Genomic DNA, 23,056 nt, shown 5'->3' with positions numbered 1-23,056 from the left:
CTGACGAGTAATATTTCGCTCGGAGCGTGGGTCGCCCCGACCGGAATCGGCCGCTTGAGGCGCCTATGCTGCCTGCAAGTAGGCAGCCGAGAAATGACGATTGCAGTAGGAGAGCCGGCGTGAGCTTGAGGATCGTTGTCACTGTGAAGTACGTGCCCGACGCCACTGGCGACCGGCACTTCGCCGATGACCTGACCGTCGACCGGGACGACGTGGACGGTCTGCTCTCCGAGCTCGACGAGTACGCGGTCGAGCAGGCGCTGCAGATCTCCGAGAACTCCGACGACGACGTGGAGATCACCGTCCTGACGGTGGGCCCCGAGGACGCCAAGGACGCGCTGCGCAAGGCGTTGTCCATGGGCGCCGACAAGGCGATCCACGTCGAGGACGACGACATCCACGGCACCGACGCCATCGGCACCTCCCTGGTCCTGGCCAAGGCCGTCGAGAAGGCCGGCTACGACCTGGTCATCTCCGGTATGGCCTCCACCGACGGCACCATGGGTGTCGTTCCCGCGCTGCTCGCCGAGCGCCTGGGCGTGCCGCAGGTGACCCTGCTGTCCGAGGTGTCGGTCGAGGACGGCACGGTCAAGGGCCGCCGTGACGGCGACGCCGCCTCGGAGAACCTTGAGGCGTCCCTGCCGGCGGTCGTCTCCGTGACCGACCAGTCGGGCGAGGCGCGTTACCCCTCCTTCAAGGGCATCATGGCGGCCAAGAAGAAGCCGGTTGAGTCCTGGGACCTGTCCGACCTGGACCTGGAGGCCGAGGAGGTCGGCCTGGAGGGTGCCTACACCACGGTCGACAACGCGGCCGAGCGCCCGGCCCGTACTGCGGGCACGATCGTCAAGGACGAGGGCGAGGGCGGCAAGCAGCTCGCTGAGTTCCTCGCGGGCCAGAAGTTCATCTGAGCCCGGCATTCGCTGACCGCCCCTCATCTTTCGCAAGCAGGAGAGAAGAAGTCCCATGGCTGAAGTTCTCGTCTACGTCGACCACGTGGACGGCGCCGTCCGCAAGCCCACCCTGGAGCTGCTGACCCTGGCCCGCCGCATCGGCGAGCCGGTCGCCGTCGCGCTGGGCAACGGCGCCGCCGACACCGCCGCCACGCTCGCCGAGCACGGCGCGGTCAAGGTCCTCACCCACGAGGCCGCCGAGTACGCCGACTACCTGGTCGTACCGAAGGTGGACGCCCTCCAGGCCGCGCACGAGGCCGTCTCCCCGGCCGCCGTGCTGGTCCCGTCCTCCGCCGAGGGCAAGGAGATCGCCGCCCGGCTGGCGCTGCGTCTGGGTTCGGGCATCATCACCGACGCCGTCGACCTGGAGGCCGGCGACGAGGGCCCCGTGGCCACCCAGTCGGTGTTCGCCGCGTCCTTCACCACCAAGTCCCGTGTCTCCAAGGGCACCCCGGTCATCACGGTCAAGCCCAACAGCGCCGCTGTCGAGGCCGCTCCGGCCGCGGGTGCGGTCGAGGCGCTGTCCGTGTCCTTCTCCGCCCAGGCCACCGGCACCAAGGTCACCGGCCGTACCCCGCGTGAGTCGACGGGCCGTCCGGACCTGACCGAGGCCGCGATCGTGGTCTCCGGTGGCCGTGGCGTCAACGGCGCGGAGAACTTCGGGATCATCGAGGCGCTCGCCGACTCCCTCGGCGCGGCCGTCGGTGCCTCGCGTGCCGCGGTGGACGCTGGCTGGTACCCGCACACCAACCAGGTCGGCCAGACCGGCAAGTCCGTCTCGCCGCAGCTGTACATCGCCTCCGGCATCTCCGGCGCGATCCAGCACCGCGCCGGTATGCAGACCTCGAAGACGATCGTCGCGATCAACAAGGACGCCGAGGCGCCGATCTTCGACCTCGTCGACTACGGCATCGTCGGCGACCTCTTCGACGTCGTCCCGGCCCTGACCGAGGAGATCAAGACCCGCAAGGGCTGATCGAATCCGGCTGAGGAAGGCCCCCGTGACCGCGCGAGCGGTCACGGGGGCTTCCTCTCATCCCAAGGTCATCGAGGCCTGCACCGGCAGATGGTCGCTCGGATACGTCCCGTCCATGCTGAAGGTGTTCATCCCGGCCCAGTGCGTGGTCACCCCGGGCGTGGTGAGGATCCAGTCGATGCGCCGCCCGCCGGGCCTGAGCTCCCGGTAGCCGTGGTGCGTCCCGAACGCCGGGCTCCGCGAGGCCGCCGTGTCCCAGGCGTCCACCAGTCCGATGTCCAGCATGAGGTCGTACACCCGGTTGTCGTGAGCGGCCGCGTTGAAGTCTCCGGTGACGATGACCGGTAACGACCGGTCCCACCCGGCGATCGTCTCGCCGATGAGCCCCACCGAGCGTTCCCGGGCGTACTGGCTGACGCTGTCCAGGTGAGTGTTGAGGACGTAGAACTCCCGTCGGCCTTCGGCGAGATCCGCGAATCGGACCCAGGTCACCATGCGCAGCCAGTCCGCGCCCCAGGTGTTCGAGGCGATCGTGTACGGGGTGTCGGACAGCCAATAGTGATCGAACTCGATCGGTTCGAGTCTGCGCGTGTTGTAGAAGACCGCCATGAACTCGTCCTTGCTGCCGCCCCCGCGTCCGGTGCCGATCCAGTCGTAGTGCGCGCCGAGATCCTTCTCGATCGCGCGCACTTGCCGGTAGAGCCCTTCCTGGGTGCCGATGACGTGCGGTCGCTCGCGGCGCAGCAGTTCTCGCATCACCGGTCGGCGTACGTCCCAGCGCGGTGTGCTGTCGACGACGGTCCCGAAACGCACGTTGAACGTCATGACGTCCAGGGCGCCCGGGTGCTCGCCGGCGGAAGCGGGCTGTGTGGGGCCCGCGGTGGTGAGCAGCGGTCCTGTGATGGCAGCGGCGGCCGCCGCCTTGAGCCCGTGGCGGCGCGTCACTCCGACCTCGTTCGGCACGTGGCCTCCCTCCCCTTGCACGTCAGGATGAAGCTTGCCTTCTGAATACGGAAGATGAGGGCGGGTCGGCGGTGACCATGGGTGAAGGATGGGGAATCCCACTGCATGACGGTGTTGACCAGGGCGAAGGTCGGCCGATAACTTCGCTCTACGGATTGTTGATTCCGTACAGCGGAAAACAGGAGGGTCTCGGAATGGGTCAGGGCCAGCAGGAGAAGGTGACGACCAGCCTCGCGGGTGCCGTCAGCGAGGAGATCAGCGCCTCCCTCGCGCCGGTCGACGCGGAGCTGGAGCGCCGCTACCCCGGGGACCCCGGCACCCGCCAGCCCGTCCACACCGTCTACGTACCCGGCGACGTCTTCGCCGCCGACACCGTCCGCTCCTGGGGCGACCGTGCCCTGGCGGCCCTCGATGACCACGCACCGGACGCCGCGTCCTTCGCCGCCGCCCTCGGTCTCGCCGAGGAACTCGCCGAGCCCGTCCACGCGCGCGTGCGCGCCAAGCTGGAGCGCGAGCCGATCGAGGACCTGCGCGTCGACTTCGAGGACGGCTACGGCAACCGCCCCGACACCGAGGAGGACGAGGCCGCCGCCCGCGCCGCCCGCCTGATCGCCGAGGCGTACGAGGACGGCACCGCGGCCCCGTACATGGGTATCCGGATGAAGTGCATGGAGGCACCCGTACGCGACCGGGGCATCCGCACCCTCGACATCTTCCTCACCGGCCTGCTGAAGGCAGGCGGCCTGCCCCGCGGGCTGGTGCTCACCCTGCCGAAGGTGACCTACGCCGAGCAGGTCACCGCCATGGCGCGGCTGCTGGACGCCTTCGAGAACACCCACGGCCTGGAGCCCGGCCGGATCGGCTTCGAGATCCAGATCGAGACCAGCCAGTCCATCCTCGCCACCGACGGCACCGCCACCGTCGCCCGCATGATCCAGGCCGCCGAGGGCCGCGCCACCGGCCTGCACTACGGCACCTTCGACTACAGCGCCTGTCTCGGCGTCTCCGCCGCCCACCAGGCCAGTGACCACCCCGCCGCCGACCACGCCAAGGCCGTCATGCAGGTCGCGGCGGCCGGCACCGGCGTCCGCGTCTCGGACGGCTCCACCAACGTGCTGCCCGTCGGCCCCACCGAGAAGGTGCACGCGGCCTGGCGCCTGCACTACGGCCTGACCCGCCGCGCCCTGGCCCGCGCCTACTACCAGGGCTGGGACATGCACCCCGGCCACATCCCGACCCGGTACGCGGCCGTCTTCGCCTTCTACCGCGAGGGCTACGAGCAGGCCGCGGCCCGTCTCGCCCGCTACGCCAACCGCACCGGCGGCGACGTCATGGACGAACCCGCCACCGCCAAGGCTCTCAGCGGCTACCTGCTGCGCGGCCTGGACTGCGGCGCCCTCGACATGGGCGAGGTCGCACGGCTGACCGGCCTGACCCGCGCCGACCTGGAGAGCTTCGCGACGCCCAGGCGGGCGGACTTGACGGCGTCCGCCTGACCGCGTCGCTGAGACCGGGGCCGGCACGTACCGGCCCTGTCACAGCCGTCGCCGCCGGCTGTCGGCGTCATCGCCGCCCCGTACTCTGTACGCCACGTACTGACGTGTCGGTGGATCCAGTGGTGTCACAGGAACGGGGCAGCGGTGTCAACGGGGGAGCACGGGCAGACCGACGGGGCCGGTCGGCTGCTGGCAGGCCGCTATCGCGTCACGGGCCGGCTGGGACGCGGCGGCATGGGCATCGTCTGGAAGGCCGTCGACGAGGTCCTGGGCCGCGAGGTCGCCGTCAAGGAACTGCGCACCTACACCGACGTGGCCGGCCCCGAACTGGCCGCTCTGCGCCTGCGGATGCAGCGCGAGGCGCGTGCGGCGGCCCGGGTGCGCCACCCCGGTGTCATCGCCGTGCACGACATCGCGGAGGTCGACGGCCGGCCGCTCATCGTCATGGAACTGGTCGACGGACCGTCCCTCGACGACGTCCTGCGGGAACGCGGCACACTGGAGCCGGGCGAGGCGGCCGGGATCGGCGCCAAGGTCATGGACGCGCTGTCCGCCGCCCACCGTGCGGGCGTCCTGCACCGTGACGTGAAGCCCGGCAACATCCTGCTCGACCGCTCGGGCCGCGTCGTCCTCACCGACTTCGGCATCGCCACCATGGACGACCCGGGCGACGGTTCGGCCACCCACCTCACCCGCAGCGGCGAACTCGTCGGCTCCCTCGACTACCTGGCCCCCGAGCGCGCCCAGGGCGCCAGCCCGGGCCCGGCCTCCGACATCTGGGCCCTGGGCGCCACGCTGTACGCGGCCGTCGAAGGGGCCTCACCCTTCCGCCGTACGTCCACGTTCTCGACACTCACCGCGATCGTCACCGAGCCGCTGCCGGAGCCCGTGCGGGCCGGACCTCTCGCCCCCGTCCTCCAGCAGCTGTTGGACAAGCGCCCCGAGACCCGCCCGGAAGCCGGCCAGGCCCGGGAGCTGCTCCAGTCGGTGGCCGACTCGGACGGTACGGACACGCCGACATCTCCGCTGCGAGACCCTGCGGCATCGGCATCGGCATCGCCCTTGTCCTCGCGCCCGGAGACGGAGCGGAGCGTGCCGGCGGTACCCCCGGGGTTCGGACCGCCCCAGCACGTACAGCCGGACAGTACCGCCCCCGGCGCCGCCGCTCCCACGGGGCCGGTGGACTCCGGCCGCACGCCCCGCCGTAGGTCCCGCGTCCTGCTCGCCGCCGCGGCCGCCACCGTCGTTCTCGCCGCCGGTGTCACGGCCGCCGTGCTCAGCGACTCCGGTGACAAGGGAGAGGGCGCCCGGACCGACGCCGCCCGTGCGGATGCCGTGGCACCCTCCGAACCCGGCCGCACCGACGACGGCTCGAACGCTCCCCGGCCCACGCAACAGGGCGACGAGAAGGGCAAGGCCCCGTCCAGAAAGCCCAGCAAGGACCCCGAGCCCACCGGCGGGGCGGACACCCCGGCCCCCGCCAAGTCCTCCGGCGGCACGACCGGAGGGACGTCGGGCACGTCCGGCGGCAGCGACACCGGAGGCGGTTCCGGCAACGGCGGGACGGGCGGCGCTCCGACCACCCCGGCCCCCGAACCGGCCTGCCACGCCATCGGCGGCGGCAAGTACAACTGCCAGGTCTGGAAGACCGCCGACTCCTACACCGCTTCCGGCACCAAGGTCGGTGTCCTCAACGCGGGCACCAACTACTTCTACTGCCAGCAGAACCTGGGCCGCCGCGAGACGGACGGCCGGTGGACCAACGTCTGGTGGGCGAAGACCGACGACGACAGCGGCAACACGGACGTCTGGGTCAGCGACGTCTACGTCAAGGGCGGGGACAACGACGCGCCGGTCCCCGGACTCCCGGTCTGCTGAGACCCCGTCGCCCGGGCATCGACGTACCGCTCCAGGCCGGAGGCGGTCACCAGCTTCTCCTCGATGAACAGCCGCGTGCCCCGCTCGCACAACCGCCGGTCACCGCGGGCTCGCGCGCTGAACTCCTCGGGCACCACGCCGAACAGCTCCCTGAACCGCGGCAGGCCGGAGAGCAGCTCGGTGAGCAGCTCCCGCTGGCCCGGGTGGGTGCGCGGCGCGCCGGTGCCGTCGTGCAGGACCCCGTGCCGGTTGACGTACGCGTACGCGCCGGGCAGCCGGGTGCCGTCCGCCAGGTCGATCCGCACATCGGGCGCGGGCAGCCAGGCACGGTTGAAGTTGCCGCTCGGCACGGGCGCGCCCTCGCTCGCGTCGATCACCGCGAGCTGCTCGTCGTCGAGCCAGAGGACGAACAGCTCCCGCACGGTGTCGGGGGCGCTGACGGGCGAGGCGGACATGTACCCCATGCGGCTCACATGCGCCGAGACGCCCGCGTCGACGCCCCGCACCCGGGTCTTGACCATCGGGAGCGGGGACATGATGCCGAACTCGGCCATCTTGTGCCGCAGTTGTCCCGGGCAGGCGTTGGACCCGATGGCGAGGACCGGCGTGCGGTCCTCGTGCACGAGCTGCCCCAGTGGCAGGAAGCAGTCCCCGTCCAGGAGCCCGGAGTCGGCCGGCCACGCGCCCGGATACAGCAGCGGATGCTCGCGCGGCGCCTCGGCCAGGCCCAGTGCCCGCAGCGTGCGATCGGTGAGGTGATCCATGGGCCGCTCAGTCCGCCGGGGGCAGCTCGCCGGAGCCGCGGGTGATCAGCCGGGTCGGCAGCTCGATGCGCTCGGGGGCGATCTGGGTGCCGTCAAGCTGCCGGAAGAGACGTTCCGCCGCGGTGCGGCCGATGTCCGCCGCGTCCTGGGCGACGACCGTGACGCCCGGCTGCAGGAGGTCGGCCAGCTCGATGTCGTCGAAGCCGACCAGGGCGACGCGCCGGGCGTGCTCGGCGAGTACACGGATCACGGTGACCGTCACCCGGTTGTTGGCCGTGAAGATCGCGGTGACCGGGGCAGGCCCGGACAGCATCTCCTCGGCCGCCCCGCGCACCCGCTCGGGGTCGGTGACGCCGAGGGACATCCAGGAGTCCGCCACCGGTATGCCCGCGTCCTCCATCGCGGCCCGGTAGCCGCGCAGCCGCTCGGCGGCGGTGTGGATGCGGGGCATGTCGCCGATGAAGCCGATCCGGCGGTGCCCGTGCGCGACGAGATGGGCGACGCCGTCGCGGGCGCCGCCGAAGTTGTCCGACAGGACCACGTCGGCGTCGATGCGGCCGGCCGGCCGGTCCACGAAGACCGTGGCGACGCCCGCCTTGAGCTCCGGCTCCAGATACCGGTGGTCGTCGCCGGCCGGGATCACCACCAGCCCGTCCACGCGCCGGGCGCACAGGGCCAGCACCAGCTCCTGCTCGCGCTCCGGGTCCTCGGCGCTGGAGCCGTTGATCAGGAGGGCGCCGTGCGCGCGGGCCACCTCCTCGACCGAGCGGCTCAGCGGCCCGTAGAACGGGTCCGCGAGGTCCTCCAGGACCAGGCCGATGCTGGCCGTACGGCCCTTGCGCAGCACCCGCGCGCTGTCGTTGCGCCGGAAACCGAGGGCATCGATCGCCTCCTGGACCCGCCGCTCCGTCTCCGGGGTGACACCCGGCTCCCCGTTCACCACCCGGGAGACCGTCTTGAGCCCGACTCCGGCGCGTGCCGCGACGTCCTTCATGGTCGGCCGGGTGCCGTAGCGCGTTGCGGATCGGAGGGGCGTCTGGGGCACGGTGCGGCGTCCTGTCCTGTCGTCCACGGGGGTGCGTCGATCCTGGGTTTGTATGAGGATGTGGCGTCGAGCATAGAGCCTGGACAACGTTGTCAGGCTCGGGGGAGACTGTCCACCGCAATCCCCGGCCCGCGCACCCGTGCGGGACCGGTCCGCCGCTCGGCGTTTTTCTCATGGTTGACGGGGAGATCCGACACTGATGCACACCGACCTCGTGGCCGCGCTCGACATCGGCGGTACCAAGATCGCCGGCGCTCTGGTGGACGGCCACGGCCGGATCCTGGTCCGCGCCCAGCGGCCGACGCCCGCCCGGGAGGACGGCGACACCGTGATGCGGGCCGTGGAGGCGGTGCTCGGTGAGCTCACCGTGTCGCCGCTGTGGGAGCGCGCCACGGCTGTGGGCATCGGCAGCGCCGGGCCCGTGGACGCCTCGGCGGGCACGGTGAGCCCGGTGAACGTGCCCGGCTGGCGTGACTACCCGCTCGTGGGGCGCGTCCGGGCCGTGGCCGGGGATCTGCCCGTGGAGCTGATCGGCGACGGTGTGGCGATCACGGCGGCCGAACACTGGCAGGGCGCCGCCCGAGGCCACGACAACGCGCTGTGCATGGTGGTCTCCACGGGTGTCGGCGGCGGCCTGGTGATCGGCGGCCGGCTGCACCCCGGGCCCACCGGCAACGCCGGCCATATCGGCCACATCAGCGTGGACCTCGACGGCGATCCCTGCCCGTGCGGCTCGCACGGCTGCGTCGAGCGCATCGCGAGCGGTCCCAACATCGCCCGGCGTGCCCTGGAGAACGGCTGGCGGCCCGGCCCCGACGGTGACACCTCCGCCGCCGCGGTGGCCGCCGCCGCCCGGTCCGGCGATCCGGTCGCCGTCGCCTCCTTCGAGCGTGCCGCCCAGGCCCTGGCCGCCGGGATCGCTGCCACCGCGACCCTCGTGGAGATCGACATAGCGGTGATCGGCGGGGGAGTGGGGAAGGCGGGCGACGTCCTCTTCGCCCCTCTGCGCAAGGCTCTGAGCGCCTACGCGACCCTGTCCTTCGTTCGTCGGCTGACCGTGGCACCGGCCCAGATGGGCACCGACGCCGGCCTGGTGGGTGCCGCTGCGGCGGCGCTCGCGAAGCGGCCGGACGCGGCCGCGGCGGGGGTGTGAACACCGGCAGGAACGTTCAGGCGGTGGAGCCCTGGCGCCTCCCGGGCCCCACCCGTCCCTGAACCGGAGGGAACCACTCCGCCTGACGCGGCATCTGGCCCGGCGTGAGCGCCGGGATGATGTTCTTCGGGCTGGTCTTCATGGGCGGGTGGGTGGCGGCGCTCGGGGGCTGGTGTTCGCCGTCGTCACGCTGGTGCGTGCCCGGAAGCGGGACTGGGTGCGCCGCCAAGGGCACCCCGCGGTACGGCTGGTGCTGCCGGCGCCCGCCTTCCGGCGCTTCGACGTGGCGCTCGCCGTGACGGCCCTCCTGGCCGACCTGTGGTTCGTGTCGGCGGTCCTCGTGTTCGGGGCGGACGGCGTCTTCACCGAGGACTGGATGGGCTACCCCGGCATGGTCGATTCCACCGGGAGGGGATACCAGGCCGCAGTCGTGAGCGCGCTCAGCTCCACCGCGTGGTGGACCTTCGGGATCGCGGTGCTCGGCCGCTGCTGGATCACGGCCTGCGTGCAGGTGTGCCTCCTGCCGCTCGCGGCATGGTGGATCGGAACGTTCGACACGTACTTCACCTGACGGGCCCTGGTCCGGGGCACTGGCATTTCCCTCCGAAATCGTCCGAATGTCAGTGCGATGTGACACGATCCGGCATGTGACCAGCAGACCCACCTCGGAGCAGCGCCTGCGTGACCTCGCCCGTCTGCGCCGGGTCAAGGACCGGATCGACCGGGAGTACGCACAGCCGCTGGACGTGGAGGCACTGGCCCGGGGCGTGCACATGTCGGCCGGGCATCTGAGCCGCGAGTTCCGGCAGGCGTACGGCGAGTCTCCGTACAGCTACCTCATGACGCGGCGCATCGAGCGCGCGATGGCGCTGCTGCGCCGGGGCGACCTCAGTGTCACCGAGGTGTGCTTCGAGGTCGGCTGCGCGTCGCTGGGCACGTTCAGCACCCGTTTCACCGAGCTGGTCGGCATGCCGCCCAGTGCCTACCGGCGTGAGGCGGCGCGCGCGACGGCGGGCATTCCGTCGTGCGTGTCGAAGCAGGTGACCAGACCGGTCAGGAATCGAGAAGCGCCCGCCGCGAGCCGAAACTAGCGTGATGGCCATGGACCTTCACATTCACGCCAGCTTCCTTCCGCACGACGGCCCGGACGCCGCCCTGGCGTTCTACCGCGACACCCTCGGCTTCGAGGTCAGAAACGACGTCGGATACGAGGGCATGCGCTGGATCACCGTCGGCCCCGTCGGCCAGCCCGGCACGAACATCGTGCTGCACCCGCCGGCGGCCGACCCCGGCATCACCGAGGACGAGGGCCGGACCATCGCCGAGATGATGGCCAAGGGCACCTACGCGAGCATCGTCCTGGCCACCACCGACGTCGACGGCACCTTCGAGCGGCTGCAGGCGGGCGACGCCGAGGTGGTCCAGGAGCCGGTGGACCAGCCGTACGGCGTCCGCGACTGTGCCTTCCGCGATCCCGCGGGAAACATGATCCGCATTCAGCAGCTGAAGCCGTGACGCCGTAGCGGCGGCCGGTCCCGCGGAGCCCGTCCCCGCACCGCACCCCCGGGTCCGGTGCGGGGAGAGAACGTCCGAGCGACAGATGGAGAGACGATGAGCAAGGCCACGACGGCGGACAGACGGTCGCCCGGGCCGCACGCTGCCGACAGCCATGACGTGATCCGCGTGCACGGTGCGCGCGAGAACAACCTCAAGGACGTCAGCATCGAGATTCCGAAGCGCAGGCTCACGGTGTTCACGGGCGTCTCCGGCTCGGGCAAGAGCTCGCTGGTGTTCGACACGATCGCCGCGGAGTCGCAGCGGCTGATCAACGAGACGTACAGCGCCTTCCTCCAGGGCTTCATGCCGAACCTGGCCCGGCCCGAGGTCGATGTGCTGGACGGGCTGACCACCGCGATCACCGTCGACCAGCAGCGCATGGGGTCCGACCCGCGCTCCACCGTCGGCACCGCCACCGACGCCAACGCGATGCTGCGCATCCTCTTCAGCCGGCTCGGCACCCCGCACATCGGCCCGCCCGGCGCGTTCTCCTTCAACGTCGCCACGGTCTCGGCGAGCGGCGGCATCACGGTCGACCGGGGTGCCGACAAGACCAAGACGCAGAAGGTGACCTTCAGCCGCACCGGCGGCATGTGCACGCACTGCGAGGGGCGGGGCAAGGTCTCCGACATCGACCTCACCCAGCTGTTCGACGACTCCAAGTCGCTCTCCGAGGATCCGTTCACCATCCCCACCTACACCGGGGACGGCTGGGTGGTGCGGGTCATCGCCGAGTCGGGCTTCTTCGACAAGGAGAAGCCGATCCGCGAGTACACCAAGAAGGAGCGGCACGACTTCCTGTACCGCGAGCCGACCAAGGTGAAGATCAACGGCGTCAACCTCACCTACGAGGGGCTGATCCCGAAGATCCAGAAGACCTTCCTCGCCAAGGACCGCGAGTCGATGCAGCCGCACATCCGGGCCTTCGTGGACCGGGCGGTCACCTTCACCGAGTGCCCCGAGTGCGACGGCACCCGGCTCAGCGAGCTGGTCCGCTCCTCCAGGATCGGCAAGGTCAGCATCGCCGACGCCTGCGCGATGGAGATCCGCGACCTGGCCGAATGGGCCCGCGGGATCGAGGATCCGTCGGTGGCCCCGCTGCTCGCCAAGCTTCGGCACACCCTGGACTCGTTCGTGGAGATCGGGCTCGGCTATCTGTCGCTCGACCGGGCCTCGGGCACGCTCTCCGGCGGCGAGGCGCAGCGCACCAAGATGATCCGGCACCTCGGCTCCTCGCTCACCGACGTCACCTACGTCTTCGATGAGCCGACCATCGGGCTCCACCCCCATGACATCCAGCGGATGAACAACCTGCTGCTGCGGCTGCGCGACAAGGGCAACACCGTGCTCGTCGTGGAACACAAGCCGGAGACGATCGCCATCGCCGACCATGTCGTGGACCTCGGCCCCGGCGCCGGCACGGCGGGCGGCACCGTCTGCTTCGAGGGCACCCTGGAGGAGCTGCGCAAGAGCGGCACCGTCACCGGCCGTCATCTCGGCGACCGGGCAGCGCTGAAGGAGACGGTCCGCGAATCCACCGGCACCCTCGCGATCCGCGGGGCGACAGCGAACAACCTGGCCAACGTCGACGTCGACATCCCGCTCGGTGTGCTCACCGTCATCACCGGTGTCGCCGGCTCCGGCAAGAGTTCCCTCGTGCACGGCTCGATCCCCACCGATGAGGGCGTGGTGTCGATCGACCAGACCGCGATCCGCGGCTCCCGGCGCAGCAATCCGGCGACGTACACCGGGCTGGCCGACCCGATCCGCAAGGCCTTCGCCAAGGCCAACGGTGTGAAGCCGGCGCTCTTCAGCGCCAACTCCGAGGGCGCCTGCCCCACCTGCAACGGCGCCGGTGTCATCTACACCGACCTGGCGATCATGCAGACCGTCGCCACCCCCTGCGAGGTGTGCGAGGGCAAGCGGTTCGACGCGTCGGTGCTGGAGTACCGCTTCGGCGGCCGCGACATCAGCGAGGTGCTGGCGATGTCGGTGACCGAGGCCGAGAAGTTCTTCGGCGCCGGTGAGGCACGCACCCCGGCGGCCCACCGGATCATCGAACGGATGGCGGACGTCGGCCTCGGCTACCTCACCCTCGGCCAGCCGCTCACCACACTCTCCGGCGGCGAGCGGCAGCGGCTCAAGCTGGCCACGCACATGGGCGACGAGGGCGGCGTTTACGTCCTCGACGAGCCGACCACCGGCCTCCACCTCGCCGACGTGGAGCAACTGCTCGGCTTGCTCGACCGGCTCGTCGACGCCGGCAAATCGGTCATCGTCATCGAGCATCACCAGGCGGTCATGGCGCACGCCGACTGGATCATCGACCTCGGCCCGGGTGCCGGACACGACGGCGGCCGGATCGTCTTCGAAGGCACGCCGGCCGAACTCGTCGAGGCCCGCTCCACCCTGACCGGGGAGCATCTCGCGGCCTACGTGGGCGCCTGACGGAATCCGGGGACGGCTGAACGGCCCACCCCGGCGCGCGCCCGGCGCCGTCCTCGCGCAGCCTGGTGCCATGGCGTCCGTGAAGCCCGTCGTGGTCTACCCGCCCGCCGTGGACGGCGGCAGGCGGGTCCGTGTGGACGACCAGTTCCTCGGGATCGCGTACGGGCTGCTGGACGTCGCCGAGTTTCTGCGCCGGGCGGGCATCGAGGACGCCGACGAGGCGTACGCGGCGTCGTCCGGGCTGATCGAATGGCGCGGCGGCGGGCCCGGGGCCTGGGACACCGGTCCCGAATGAGGCCGTCGCGTCGCCCGAACGGCCCAGTGGCGTGACCCCGGAGCGGGTCAGAGCGTTGAGTCGGTCATGAAGAAGCGCAGCATGCTCGCCATCGCCTCCCTGGCCACCGGCTTCGTCGTCGCGGCGGTCACCCCGTCGCACGCTGTCGGAGAGAAGCTCCCCGGGATCAACGTGGACGAGACCCTCAACACGCTCAACCAGGCCGTCGGCAAGGACGGCCTGTCCGTGGCCGGGAAGGACGGCCTCCAGAAGAAGGGCGCCCAGAAGAAGGCTGCCCCGAAGAAGGGCGTTCAGAAGAAGAAGGGCTGACGAGCCGCTCCGGCCCCGGCCCACGGCGCCGGCGCTCCCCGCGTGAGGGGAGCGTCGGCGCCGTCGTCATGCGCCCTCAACTGGGGCTGGTTTTCGTGGCAGGGTGGAGCGGGCAAGCCTCAGGGGGCCAACAGAAGAGGGGGACCTGTGACCGTCGTCTGGATCAACGGCGCGTTCGGTGCGGGGAAGACCACCACCGCACAGGAACTGATCGAACTGATCCCGAACAGCACGCTCTTCGACCCCGAGGTCATCGGCGGAGCGCTCCGGTATCTGCTGCCGCCCAAGCGCCTCGCCGAGGTCGGCGACTTCCAGGACCTGCCGATCTGGCGACGGCTCGTGATCGACACGGCGGCCGCGATGCTCGCCGAGCTCGGCGGAACCCTGGTCGTCCCGATGACGCTGCTGCGTCAGGAGTACCGCGACGAGATCTTCGGCGGCCTGGCCGCGCGCAGGATTCCGGTCAGCCACATCCTGCTCGCTCCGGCCGAAACGATACTGCGGGAGCGCATCGCGGGCCGCGCGGTTCCGCGGGACCTCCCCGACGGCGAGATACGAATACGCCAGTGGTCCGTCGACCACATCGAGCCCTACCGGGCCGCGCTGGCCTCCTGGCTCACCGCGGACGCGCACCCGGTCGACACCAGCGACCTCACCCCGTACGAGACCGCCGCCCGCATCGCAGAGGCCGTGCAGGGCGGCTCCGCGCCCGTCTGCGACATCGTGCAGACGCCCGAGCCCACCGCCGAGACGCTCGCCGCCGGTGTGCTCCTGTTCGACGAGCGGGACCGCGTGCTGCTCGTCGACCCCACCTACAAGCCCGGCTGGGAGTTTCCCGGCGGAGTCGTCGAACCCGGTGAGGCGCCCGCGCGGGCCGGTGTGCGGGAGGTCGCCGAGGAGACCGGCATCCACCTCGACGAGGTACCGAGCCTGCTCGTCGTCGACTGGGAGCGCCCCGCGCCCCCCGGGTTCGGCGGTCTGCGGCTCCTCTTCGACGGTGGTCTCCTCGACTCCGCGGAGGCCGGACGGCTGGTGCTGCCCGGTCCGGAGCTGCGCGACTGGCGGTTCGTCACCGAGGAGGAGGCCGCCGATCTGCTGCCCCCGGTGCGCTACGAGCGGCTGCGCTGGGCCCTGAGGGCGCGCGAACGCCGGGCGGCGCTCTACCTGGAGGCCGGGGTGCCGGTCGGCTGAGCCGGGCTCCGTGCCCGTGCCCTTTACCCGGCGCGGGGGATTCCGAGGGAAAAGCGAGAGGAAACGCCCTCGGCAGCAATGCTAAGTACTGCCCAAGGAATCTCCCTCATTCCCTCACGCGGCGGGTAATCACATTCCCCGCTCTCGTCAACACTTTTCCATGACCGCAAACAATCCCTTTTCTGGCCCCTGCTCGGCTTGACCGGCCTCGTACGGCATTGCGAAAGTCCGCAATGTCTCACGGCGGCGTTCACGACCGCCACTCAATTTTCCTTGCCTCAGGGGCAGATCCGGGATGTCCGTACGATGACCACGCAACACCAGCCGGTCGACACCGGCGGCGGCGCCGCGCTGCTGACCGAGCCGTCGACGCAGGACAGCAGACCCGGCGGCCCGGTTGCGGCCGGCCGCTCACCGGCCCGGATGGCCTGGCGCCGGATCAGGCGGGACAAGGTCACCACGGCCGCCCTGGCGGCCACCGTCCTGTTCATCATGATCGCCCTGCTCGCGCCGGTCCTCACCGCGCTGACCGGCTGGGGACCGATCACCCCCGACAACAGGGCGATCAACCCGGACACGGGCAACTTCCCCTACGGGTCGCTGGGCGGCATCAGCGCCCAGCACCTGCTCGGCGTCGAACCGGGCACGGGCTACGACCTGTTCGCCCGCATCGTCTACGGCCTGCGCACCTCGCTGTACGTGGGCTTCGCCTCGGCCGTGCTGTCCACCGTCGTCGGTGTCGTCGCGGGGCTCGCCGCCGGCTACTTCGGCGGCTGGGTCGACTCCCTGCTGTCCCGGATCATGGACGTGATGCTGGCGTTCCCGCAGCTGCTGTTCATCATCGCGCTCACCCCGGTGATCCAGAACGCGCTGCAGACCAACACCCACGGCGGCACCGACGAGAACCTCCGCCTCCTCGTCCTGGTCCTCAACATCGCCGTCTTCGCCTGGGCGTACGCCGCCCGACTGGTGCGCGGACAGGTACTGTCCCTGCGCGAGCGGGAGTTCGTCGACGCCGCGCGGCTGATGAGCGCCGGCCGTCGGCACATCCTCTTCCGGCAGCTGCTGCCCAACCTGTGGGCGCCGATCCTGATCTCCTTCGCGCTCGCCGTCCCGCAGAACATCACCACCGAGGCGGCCCTTTCGTACCTGGGCGTCGGCGTCATCCCGCCCAACCCGGACTGGGGAGCCCTGCTCTCGGACGCCTCGCAGTTCTTCCTCCAGGACCCGATGTACCTCTTCGTGCCCGGTGTCCTGCTCTTCCTCCTGGTCCTGGCGCTCAACCTCCTCGGGGACGGCGTCCGGGACGCCCTGGACCCCCGCGCCCGGCGCGGCTGACAAAGCCACCCCCCGAGTATCGGCCCGGCGGTCCCACGAACGGCCGCCGTGCCCGTAGCAAGAACGGAGTTTCCCCAATGACGCGCAGCACGCGCAGATCGCGCACGGTCGCTCTCACGGCCTCCGCCGTGATGATCGCCCTGGGGGCCACCGCATGCGGAGGTTCCTCCAGCACCACGGGAAGCGGCGCCCCCGGAAAGGGCGGCACCCTGACCATCCTGAACAAGGCGGACTACGACCACCTCGACCCCCAGCGCGTCTACACGACCGAGGGCCAGAGCATGGACCAGGAGATCGTCCGGACCCTCACGGGCTGGGACGAGACGGGCTCGACCCCGAAGCTGGTCGGCGACCTGGCCACCGACACCGGAACGCCCAGCAAGGACGCCACGGTGTGGACATTCCATCTGCGGCACGGCGTCAAGTACCAGGACGGCACCGAGGTCACCGCACCGGACGTCAAGTACGGCGTGGAGCGCTTCTTCTCCTCCGACATCAATGGCGGCCCGCCCTACGCGTCCCAGTGGCTCGTCGGCGGCTCCGACTACAAGGGCCCCTACCAGGGCAAGCAGCTCGACTCCATCCAGACGCCGGACAAGTACACCCTCGTCTTCCACCTCGACCAGCCGGTGGCCGACTTCAACGAGACCACCACCATGACCGGCTGGTCCGCCGTGCCCAAGGCCCATGACACCGGCTCGACCTACGACACCAAGGTCTGGTCGGACGGCCCGTACATGATCAAGTCGTACACCAAGAACAAGGAACTCGTCCTCACCCGCAACACGCACTGGTCGCAGTCGACCGACCCGATCCGGCAGCAGAACGTCGACGGGATGGACGTCAAGTTCGGTCAGGACGAGTCGGCCATCGACCAGCAGCTCAAGGCCGACGCCGGCACCGCCCAGACCTCGATCCAGCAGTGGCCGATCGCCGGATCCGACCTGGCCCAGATGGCCAACGACCCCTCCCTGAAGGGCCGTTACTACAAGATTCCCGCGCCCGGCATCAACTACCTGGCGATCAACACCACCCGTGTCAAGGACCTCCGGGTCCGCCAGGCCATCGAGTACGCCATCGACAAGACCACGGTCCGCGGCGCCTTCGGCGGCTCGGCGTACGGCGACTACGCCACCACCATGCTGAGCCCCGGCATCGGCGGCTACCAGAAGTTCAACCAGTACAGCGCCAACCCGGCCGGCAACCTCGCCAAGGCCAAGGCCCTGATGAAGCAGGCGGGCAACCCGAAGCCGGCCATGTCCATCGCGGTGGAGAACACCCCCACCCAGGAGCACTTCGCCGACGCGGTGAAGACCGCGCTGGGGCGCATCGGCATCCACGTCAACATCTCCCCGATCGACGCGTCGAACTACTTCAGCACCATCAACAACACGAAGAACCAGTACGACCTGACCTGGGGCGACTGGATCGCCGACTGGCCGAACGCCTCCACGGTGCTGCCGACCCTCTTCGACGGCCGGCTGATCAAGAAGAACCCGCAGGCCAACCAGGACCTGTCGTACCTGAACGACCCGAAGGTCAACGCGCTGATCGACAAGGCCGCCAAGCTGTCGGACGTCAAGAAGCGCAACGCCACCTACGGGCAGATCGACCAGCAGGTCCTGAAGGACGCCGCCGTGGTCCCGCTGATGTACATGAACTTCACCGAGATGTCCGGCTCCAAGGTCGGCGGCGTCATTCCCGACACGATCGTGGCCGAGCCGAGCCTGGTCCACGTCTACGTCAAGCACTGACGCACGCATTCCCTCTGAACCCCGCCGGCGGCCCGGTCCGCCGGCGGGCAGCCCACTCACGTCAGGTCCCGGCACCCCATGTTTCGTTACCTCATCAGACGCCTGCTGGCAGCGGCCGTGATCATGCTGGTGATCACCACGATCACCTTCTTCATCTTCTTCGCGCTGCCGTCCGACCCCGCGCTCCTGGCCTGCGGAAAGACCTGCTCCCCTCCCGTCTCGCCGAGATCAAACACTCACTGGGCCTGGACCAGGGCTACCTGACGCAGTACTGGGAGTTCCTCAAGGGGCTGGTCGCCGGCCGTGACTTCGGCGACCAGAGCGTCCGCATCCACTGCGGCGCGCCCTGCCTCGGCGTCTCCTTCCAGACCGACACCCCCGTCCTGACCACGCTGCTGCAGGACTTCCCGGCGGACCTCTCCCTCGGCCTCGGCGCCGCGGTGGCGTTCCTGGTCCTCGGTGTCGGCCTCGGCACCGTCGCCGCGGTCCGCCGGGGCCGGGCGGCCGACAAGGCGGCGGTCGGACTGGCCCTGTTCGGCGTGTCGGTGCAGATCTACTTCATCGGCCTGCTCCTGCTGTACCTCTTCGTCGACAAGTTCCAGATCCTGCCGACCTCCGGCTACACGCCGATCACCGAGGACCCGGCCGGCTGGTTCCAGGGTCTGATCCTGCCGTGGACCACCCTGGTCATCGTCTACCTCGCGATGTACACCCGGCTCACCCGCTCCTCCATGCTGGAGGTCTTCGCCGAGGACTACATGCGCACCGCCCGCGCCAAAGGCCTGCCCGCCGCCACCGTCGTCCTGAAGCACGGGCTGCGGGCCGCCGTCACCCCGATCATAACCATCTTCGGCATGGACGTCGGCTCCCTGATCGGCGGCTCCGCGGTCATCACCGAGTCGGTCTTCGGTATCAACGGCATCGGCAAGCTCGCCGTCGACTCCGTCCAGAACTCCGACCTGCCGGTCATCCTCGGCACCACGCTCTTCGCCGCGACGTTCGTCGTCCTCGCCAACGTCGTCGTCGACCTGGTGTACGGCCTCGTAGACCCGCGCGTGCGCCTCGCCTGAGCCCTTCCTCGTCCTTAGGAACACCCGTGTCCGTTCAGACCTCACCGCAGCCCGCGGACGTCACGTCCGCACCCGCACCCTTCCTCGACGTGACCGACCTGAGGGTGCACTTCCCGACCGAGGACGGCATCGTCAAGTCCGTCGACGGCGTCTCCTTCACCCTGGAGAAGGGCAGGACCCTCGGCATCGTCGGCGAGTCCGGCTCCGGCAAGTCGGTGACCTCGCTGGCCCTGCTCGGACTGCACAAGGGCACCAGCGCCCGGGTCTCCGGAGAGATCCGGCTCGAGGGCAGGGAACTCGTCGCCCTGCCCGAGGCCGAGATGCGTGAACTGCGCGGCCGCACTGTCTCCATGATCTTCCAGGACCCGCTCTCCGCGCTGCACCCCTTCTTCACCGTCGGCGCCCAGATCGCCGAGGCCTACCGCGTGCACCACAAGGTCTCCAAGAAGGAGGCCAGGGAACGGGCGGTGGAGATGCTGAAGCGGGTCGGCATCCCGCAGCCCGAGCGCCGGGTCAGGGACTACCCGCATCAGTTCTCCGGCGGCATGCGCCAGCGCGCCATGATCGCCATGTCCCTGGTCTGCGACCCCGCCCTGCTCATCGCCGACGAACCCACCACCGCCCTGGACGTCACCGTCCAGGCCCAGATCCTCGACCTGATCCGCGATCTGCAGGAGGAGTTCGGCTCCGCCGTCGTCATCATCACGCACGACCTCGGCGTGGTCTCCGACGTCGCCGACGACATCCTGGTGATGTACGGCGGCCGCCGGATCGAGTACGGCACCACCCGCGAGGTGCTCAAGTCGCCTCAGCACCCCTACACCTGGGGCCTGTTGCAGTCGATGCCGGACCTCACCGGCGACGTCGGCGAACGGCTGAACCCCATCCCCGGCACACCGCCGAGCCTGATCAACCTGCCGGACGGCTGCTCCTTCAACCCGCGCTGCGCCTACAAGGGCTGGGTGCCGCAGGGGCGTTGCATCGTGGACCGGCCCGAGCTGCGCCTCGTCTCCGGCACCGCGGGACACCTCGCCGCGTGCCATCTCACCGACGAGGCCAAGCAGGAGATCCGCGGCGGGACCGACGGCGACGAGCTGACGAAAGGGAACACGCCGTGAGCACCACACAGCCTCTCACCGGGCCGACCACCGACCGCCCCACCAGCGGGAACCTCCTCGAAGTGCGCGGTCTGCAGAAGCACTTCCCCCTCCGGCAGGGCATCATCTTCCAGCGGCAGATCGGGGCCGTACGGGCCGTCGACGGCATCGACTTCGCGGTCGGGCCCGGCGAGTCGCTGGGTCTGGTGGGCGAGTCCGGCTGCGGCAAGTCGACCACGGGCCGCCTGATCACCCGGCTGCTCGAACCCACCGGCGGCTCCGTCCTGTTCGACGGCGAGGACATCACGCACCGGCCCGCCGCACGGATGCGGGAAGCCCGCCGCAACCTCCAGATGATCTTCCAGGACCCGTACTCGTCGCTGAATCCCCGGCACACCGTCGGCACCATCGTCGAGACACCGATGCGGCTCAACGGCATCAACCCGCCCCAGGGCCACAAGCGGCGCGTCCAGGAACTCCTGGAGACCGTCGGCCTCAACCCCGAGCACTACAACCGCTACCCCAACGAGTTCTCCGGAGGCCAGCGCCAGCGCATCGGCATCGCCCGCGCCCTCGCCCTGCGACCGAAGCTGATCGTCGCCGACGAACCCGTCTCCGCGCTGGACGTCTCCATCCAGGCGCAGGTCGTCAATCTGCTCCAGGACCTCCAGCGGGAGTTCGGCATCGCCTTCGTCTTCATCGCCCACGACCTCGCCGTCGTACGGCACTTCTCCGAACGGGTCGCCGTGATGTACCTCGGCAAGATCGTCGAGGTCGCCGACCGCGAATCCCTCTACACCCGTCCGCGGCACCCCTACACCCACGCGCTGCTGTCCGCCGTACCCGAGGCCGATCCGGACGCGACCGAGCGGCGCGAACGCATCCGGCTGGCCGGGGACGTGCCCTCGCCGATCGACCCGCCCTCCGGCTGCCGCTTCCGCACCCGCTGCTGGAAGGCCCAGGACAGGTGCGCCGCAGAGGAACCAGCCCTGGTGCGGGCCGCCGACAGCCCCTCCGGGCATCTGACGGCCTGCCACTTTCCCGAGGAGCCGTCCCTCACCGCGCGCGAGGAGGACATCGTCCTGGACCCGGCGCTCGACTGAGGGCCTGCCGTTCGGATCACGCCGCGGACGCGGGGCCTGGCACGCACATCTGCCCGCTTGTCCTCGGTCCGCGTCGATTCCCTCCTCCGCCTTCCAGTTGCACGCACCAGGCCCCGTTCGCGGACGATCACGAGAAACCGCCAGTTCCTGGAGGCGGGGGAGGAGCTCGATGACGTCCATGGGACGACCGTGGAAAAGGCCCCCGTCCGAGGACGAGGGCCTCCGCTGAGGGCAGAGCGGTCAGCTCGCCGCGTAGGTGCGCAGGAACAGGGCCTCCGCCACCGACAGCCGCTCCAGTTCCTCGGGGGACACGCTCTCGTCGACCGCGTGGATCTGGGCCTCCGGCTCGCTCAGCCCGATGAGCAGGATCTCCGCACGCGGGTAGAGGGCGGCGAGGGTGTTGCACAGCGGGATGGAGCCGCCCTGGCCCGCGTACTGCATCTCCTGGCCCGGGTACGCCACCGCCATCGCGGTGGCCATGGCCTGGTAGGCCGGGCTGGTGGTGTCGGCGCGGAAGGCCTGGCCCTCGCCGATCTGCTCGGTGCTCACCCGCGCTCCCCAGGGCGTGTGCGCCTCCAGGTGCGCCTGGAGCAGCTTGGTCGCCGCGCCCGCGTCCACGCCCGGCGGCACCCGCAGGCTGATCAGCGCGCGGGCACTCGACTGAACGGACGGGGTGGCGCCGACGACGGGCGGGCAGTCGATGCCGAGGACCGTGACAGCCGGGCGCGACCAGATTCGGTCGGCGACCGTGCCGGACCCGATCAGCTGGACGCCGTCCAGCACCTTGGCGTCCTGCCGGAACCGCTCCTCGTCGTAACTCAGGCCCTCCCAGGCCATGTCCGAGGCGAGCCCGTCGACGGTTGTCGAACCGTCCTCCGCGCGCAGCGAGTCCAGGACGCGGATCAGGGCGGCGAGCGCGTCGGGCGCGGCTCCGCCGAACTGGCCCGAGTGCAGATTGCCCGCGAGCGTGTCGACGCTGACGCGGACGAGGGTCATGCCGCGCAGCGTGGAGGTCACCGTCGGCAGGCCGACGCGGAAGTTGCCCGCGTCGCCGATGACGATCGTGTCGGCCTCCAGCAGGTCCGGGTGTTCCTCGGCGTACCGCTCGAGACCGCCCGTGCCCTGCTCCTCCGAACCCTCGACGATCACCTTGACGTGCACGGGCACGCCGCCGTTCGCCTTCAGCGCCCGCAGCGCCAGCAGGTGCATGATCACACCGCCCTTGCAGTCGGCGGAGCCACGCCCGTACCAGCGTCCGTCCCGCTCGGTCAGCTCGAACGGCGGGGTGGCCCAGCCGGCCTCGTCCAGCGGCGGCTGCACGTCGTAGTGGGCGTAGAGCAGGACGGTCTTCGCACCCGCGGGGCCGGGCAGGTAGCCGTAGACCGACTGCGTGCCGTCGGGGGTGTCGAGCAGGGCCACGTCCTGGAAGCCCTCGGCGGCGAGCGCGTCCGCGACCCAGCGGGCGGCGCCCTCGCTCTCGCTCCTCGGGTACTGGTCGAAGTCCGCCACCGACCGGAAGGCCACCAGTTCGGTGAGTTCCGCCTTCGCCCCCGGCATCAGTGAGGCGACGGTCTCGGCGACCGGATTCGACGGCATGGGCACGCTCCTTGTGGGTGCGACGTTGAAGAGTTGAGTGCTGTAGATCCTCCCACAGCGGGCTGTGACCAGG

Annotated in this window: 20 protein-coding genes and 1 pseudogene; 17 read left to right on the top strand and 4 right to left on the bottom strand. The window is 70.4% G+C overall.

What is annotated here, in order from left to right:
* Positions 1-119: 119 nt before the first annotated feature.
* Together ACQEV8_RS05100 and ACQEV8_RS05095 are read left to right on the top strand one after the other, a co-directional pair.
* Entirely contained in the window at positions 120-908 is a 789-nt protein-coding gene (locus ACQEV8_RS05100; RefSeq protein ID WP_432957697.1) for an electron transfer flavoprotein subunit beta/FixA family protein, read from the top strand.
* A gap of 55 nt (positions 909-963) precedes the next feature.
* Positions 964-1,926, top strand: coding sequence for an electron transfer flavoprotein subunit alpha/FixB family protein (locus ACQEV8_RS05095; RefSeq protein WP_432957695.1), 963 nt, complete (start codon positions 964-966; stop codon positions 1,924-1,926).
* A 57-nt stretch (positions 1,927-1,983) separates the two neighbouring features.
* On the opposite strand, the gene ACQEV8_RS05090 is transcribed toward ACQEV8_RS05095, so the two are convergent.
* Entirely contained in the window at positions 1,984-2,889 is a 906-nt protein-coding gene (locus ACQEV8_RS05090) for an endonuclease/exonuclease/phosphatase family protein (protein WP_432957693.1), read from the bottom strand.
* Positions 2,890-3,083: 194 nt separating this feature from the next.
* Here ACQEV8_RS05090 and ACQEV8_RS05085 point away from each other — a divergent pair, with 194 nt between their 5' ends.
* Positions 3,084-4,385: a DUF6986 family protein gene (locus ACQEV8_RS05085; RefSeq protein ID WP_432957691.1), complete on the top strand. Its 1,302-nt coding sequence runs from the start codon at positions 3,084-3,086 to the stop codon at positions 4,383-4,385.
* Positions 4,386-4,529: 144 nt separating this feature from the next.
* Positions 4,530-6,263, top strand: a complete 1,734-nt coding sequence (locus ACQEV8_RS05080; protein WP_432957690.1) for a serine/threonine-protein kinase — start codon at positions 4,530-4,532, stop codon at positions 6,261-6,263.
* On the opposite strand, the gene ACQEV8_RS05075 is transcribed toward ACQEV8_RS05080, so the two are convergent.
* Entirely contained in the window at positions 6,209-7,027 is an 819-nt protein-coding gene (locus tag ACQEV8_RS05075) for a hypothetical protein (protein ID WP_432957688.1), read from the bottom strand. The genes ACQEV8_RS05080 and ACQEV8_RS05075 overlap by 55 nt on opposite strands.
* A 7-nt stretch (positions 7,028-7,034) precedes the next feature.
* Positions 7,035-8,099, bottom strand: coding sequence for a LacI family DNA-binding transcriptional regulator (locus ACQEV8_RS05070; RefSeq protein WP_432957686.1), 1,065 nt, complete (start codon positions 8,097-8,099; stop codon positions 7,035-7,037).
* 172 nt (positions 8,100-8,271) lie between these two features.
* Between ACQEV8_RS05070 and ACQEV8_RS05065 the strand changes: the two genes are divergently transcribed.
* The 13 genes and pseudogenes from ACQEV8_RS05065 to ACQEV8_RS05005 all read left to right on the top strand — a co-directional run bounded on the left by ACQEV8_RS05065 (position 8,272) and on the right by ACQEV8_RS05005 (position 21,387).
* Positions 8,272-9,225 carry an ROK family protein gene (locus tag ACQEV8_RS05065; RefSeq protein ID WP_432957684.1) on the top strand — a complete coding sequence of 318 codons (954 nt, stop codon included), beginning with the start codon at positions 8,272-8,274 and terminating at the stop codon, positions 9,223-9,225.
* Between the two features lie 148 nt (positions 9,226-9,373).
* Positions 9,374-9,796: a hypothetical protein gene (locus ACQEV8_RS05060; RefSeq protein WP_432957682.1), complete on the top strand. Its 423-nt coding sequence runs from the start codon at positions 9,374-9,376 to the stop codon at positions 9,794-9,796.
* 46 nt (positions 9,797-9,842) lie between these two features.
* Positions 9,843-10,316 carry a helix-turn-helix transcriptional regulator gene (locus ACQEV8_RS05055; RefSeq protein WP_432957680.1) on the top strand — a complete coding sequence of 158 codons (474 nt, stop codon included), beginning with the start codon at positions 9,843-9,845 and terminating at the stop codon, positions 10,314-10,316.
* Positions 10,317-10,326: 10 nt separating this feature from the next.
* Positions 10,327-10,740: a VOC family protein gene (locus ACQEV8_RS05050; protein WP_432957678.1), complete on the top strand. Its 414-nt coding sequence runs from the start codon at positions 10,327-10,329 to the stop codon at positions 10,738-10,740.
* A 96-nt stretch (positions 10,741-10,836) separates the two neighbouring features.
* Positions 10,837-13,230: an ATP-binding cassette domain-containing protein gene (locus ACQEV8_RS05045; RefSeq protein ID WP_432957675.1), complete on the top strand. Its 2,394-nt coding sequence runs from the start codon at positions 10,837-10,839 to the stop codon at positions 13,228-13,230.
* A gap of 70 nt (positions 13,231-13,300) precedes the next feature.
* A complete protein-coding gene (locus tag ACQEV8_RS05040) occupies positions 13,301-13,525 on the top strand; it encodes a hypothetical protein (protein ID WP_432957673.1) in 225 nt (74 codons plus the stop codon).
* Positions 13,526-13,591: 66 nt separating this feature from the next.
* A complete protein-coding gene (locus tag ACQEV8_RS05035; RefSeq protein WP_399015509.1) occupies positions 13,592-13,834 on the top strand; it encodes a hypothetical protein in 243 nt (80 codons plus the stop codon).
* A gap of 147 nt (positions 13,835-13,981) precedes the next feature.
* Complete coding sequence (locus tag ACQEV8_RS05030; RefSeq protein ID WP_432957670.1) at positions 13,982-15,025, top strand: NUDIX hydrolase; 1,044 nt, start codon at positions 13,982-13,984, stop codon at positions 15,023-15,025.
* Between the two features lie 306 nt (positions 15,026-15,331).
* A complete protein-coding gene (locus ACQEV8_RS05025) occupies positions 15,332-16,363 on the top strand; it encodes an ABC transporter permease (RefSeq protein WP_432957668.1) in 1,032 nt (343 codons plus the stop codon).
* Between the two features lie 77 nt (positions 16,364-16,440).
* Positions 16,441-18,117, top strand: a complete 1,677-nt coding sequence (locus ACQEV8_RS05020; RefSeq protein WP_432957666.1) for an ABC transporter substrate-binding protein — start codon at positions 16,441-16,443, stop codon at positions 18,115-18,117.
* Between the two features lie 78 nt (positions 18,118-18,195).
* A pseudogene (locus tag ACQEV8_RS05015) lies at positions 18,196-19,187 on the top strand (ABC transporter permease).
* A gap of 26 nt (positions 19,188-19,213) precedes the next feature.
* Positions 19,214-20,305 (top strand): ABC transporter ATP-binding protein, encoded by a 1,092-nt coding sequence (locus tag ACQEV8_RS05010; protein WP_432957664.1) that lies wholly within the window; start codon positions 19,214-19,216, stop codon positions 20,303-20,305.
* Entirely contained in the window at positions 20,302-21,387 is a 1,086-nt protein-coding gene (locus tag ACQEV8_RS05005) for an ABC transporter ATP-binding protein (protein WP_432957662.1), read from the top strand. Before ACQEV8_RS05010 ends, ACQEV8_RS05005 begins: the two co-directional genes overlap by 4 nt.
* Before the next feature lie 240 nt (positions 21,388-21,627).
* Here the strand turns inward: ACQEV8_RS05005 and ACQEV8_RS05000 are convergent, their stop codons facing one another.
* A complete protein-coding gene (locus tag ACQEV8_RS05000; protein ID WP_432957660.1) occupies positions 21,628-22,983 on the bottom strand; it encodes a dipeptidase in 1,356 nt (451 codons plus the stop codon).
* Positions 22,984-23,056 lie beyond the last annotated feature (73 nt).

Source organism: Streptomyces sp. CA-179760 (assembly GCF_050937045.1).
Lineage (GTDB): Bacteria > Actinomycetota > Actinomycetes > Streptomycetales > Streptomycetaceae > Streptomyces.
This window is presented reverse-complemented; position numbering and strand designations above follow the sequence as displayed.

Excerpts from the sequence above, each read along its gene's own strand:
- ACQEV8_RS05075 (WP_432957688.1), bottom strand. The coding sequence starts at position 7,027 with ATGGATCACCTCACCGATCGCACGCTGCGGGCACTGGGCCTGGCCGAG.
- ACQEV8_RS05045 (WP_432957675.1), top strand. The coding sequence starts at position 10,837 with ATGAGCAAGGCCACGACGGCGGACAGACGGTCGCCCGGGCCGCACGCT.
- ACQEV8_RS05050 (WP_432957678.1), top strand. The coding sequence starts at position 10,327 with ATGGACCTTCACATTCACGCCAGCTTCCTTCCGCACGACGGCCCGGAC.
- ACQEV8_RS05095 (WP_432957695.1), top strand. The coding sequence starts at position 964 with ATGGCTGAAGTTCTCGTCTACGTCGACCACGTGGACGGCGCCGTCCGC.
- ACQEV8_RS05055 (WP_432957680.1), top strand. The coding sequence starts at position 9,843 with ATGTCAGTGCGATGTGACACGATCCGGCATGTGACCAGCAGACCCACC.
- ACQEV8_RS05040 (WP_432957673.1), top strand. The coding sequence starts at position 13,301 with ATGGCGTCCGTGAAGCCCGTCGTGGTCTACCCGCCCGCCGTGGACGGC.
- ACQEV8_RS05000 (WP_432957660.1), bottom strand. The coding sequence starts at position 22,983 with ATGCCGTCGAATCCGGTCGCCGAGACCGTCGCCTCACTGATGCCGGGG.
- ACQEV8_RS05065 (WP_432957684.1), top strand. The coding sequence starts at position 8,272 with ATGCACACCGACCTCGTGGCCGCGCTCGACATCGGCGGTACCAAGATC.
- ACQEV8_RS05085 (WP_432957691.1), top strand. The coding sequence starts at position 3,084 with ATGGGTCAGGGCCAGCAGGAGAAGGTGACGACCAGCCTCGCGGGTGCC.
- ACQEV8_RS05035 (WP_399015509.1), top strand. The coding sequence starts at position 13,592 with ATGAAGAAGCGCAGCATGCTCGCCATCGCCTCCCTGGCCACCGGCTTC.
- ACQEV8_RS05020 (WP_432957666.1), top strand. The coding sequence starts at position 16,441 with ATGACGCGCAGCACGCGCAGATCGCGCACGGTCGCTCTCACGGCCTCC.
- ACQEV8_RS05025 (WP_432957668.1), top strand. The coding sequence starts at position 15,332 with ATGACCACGCAACACCAGCCGGTCGACACCGGCGGCGGCGCCGCGCTG.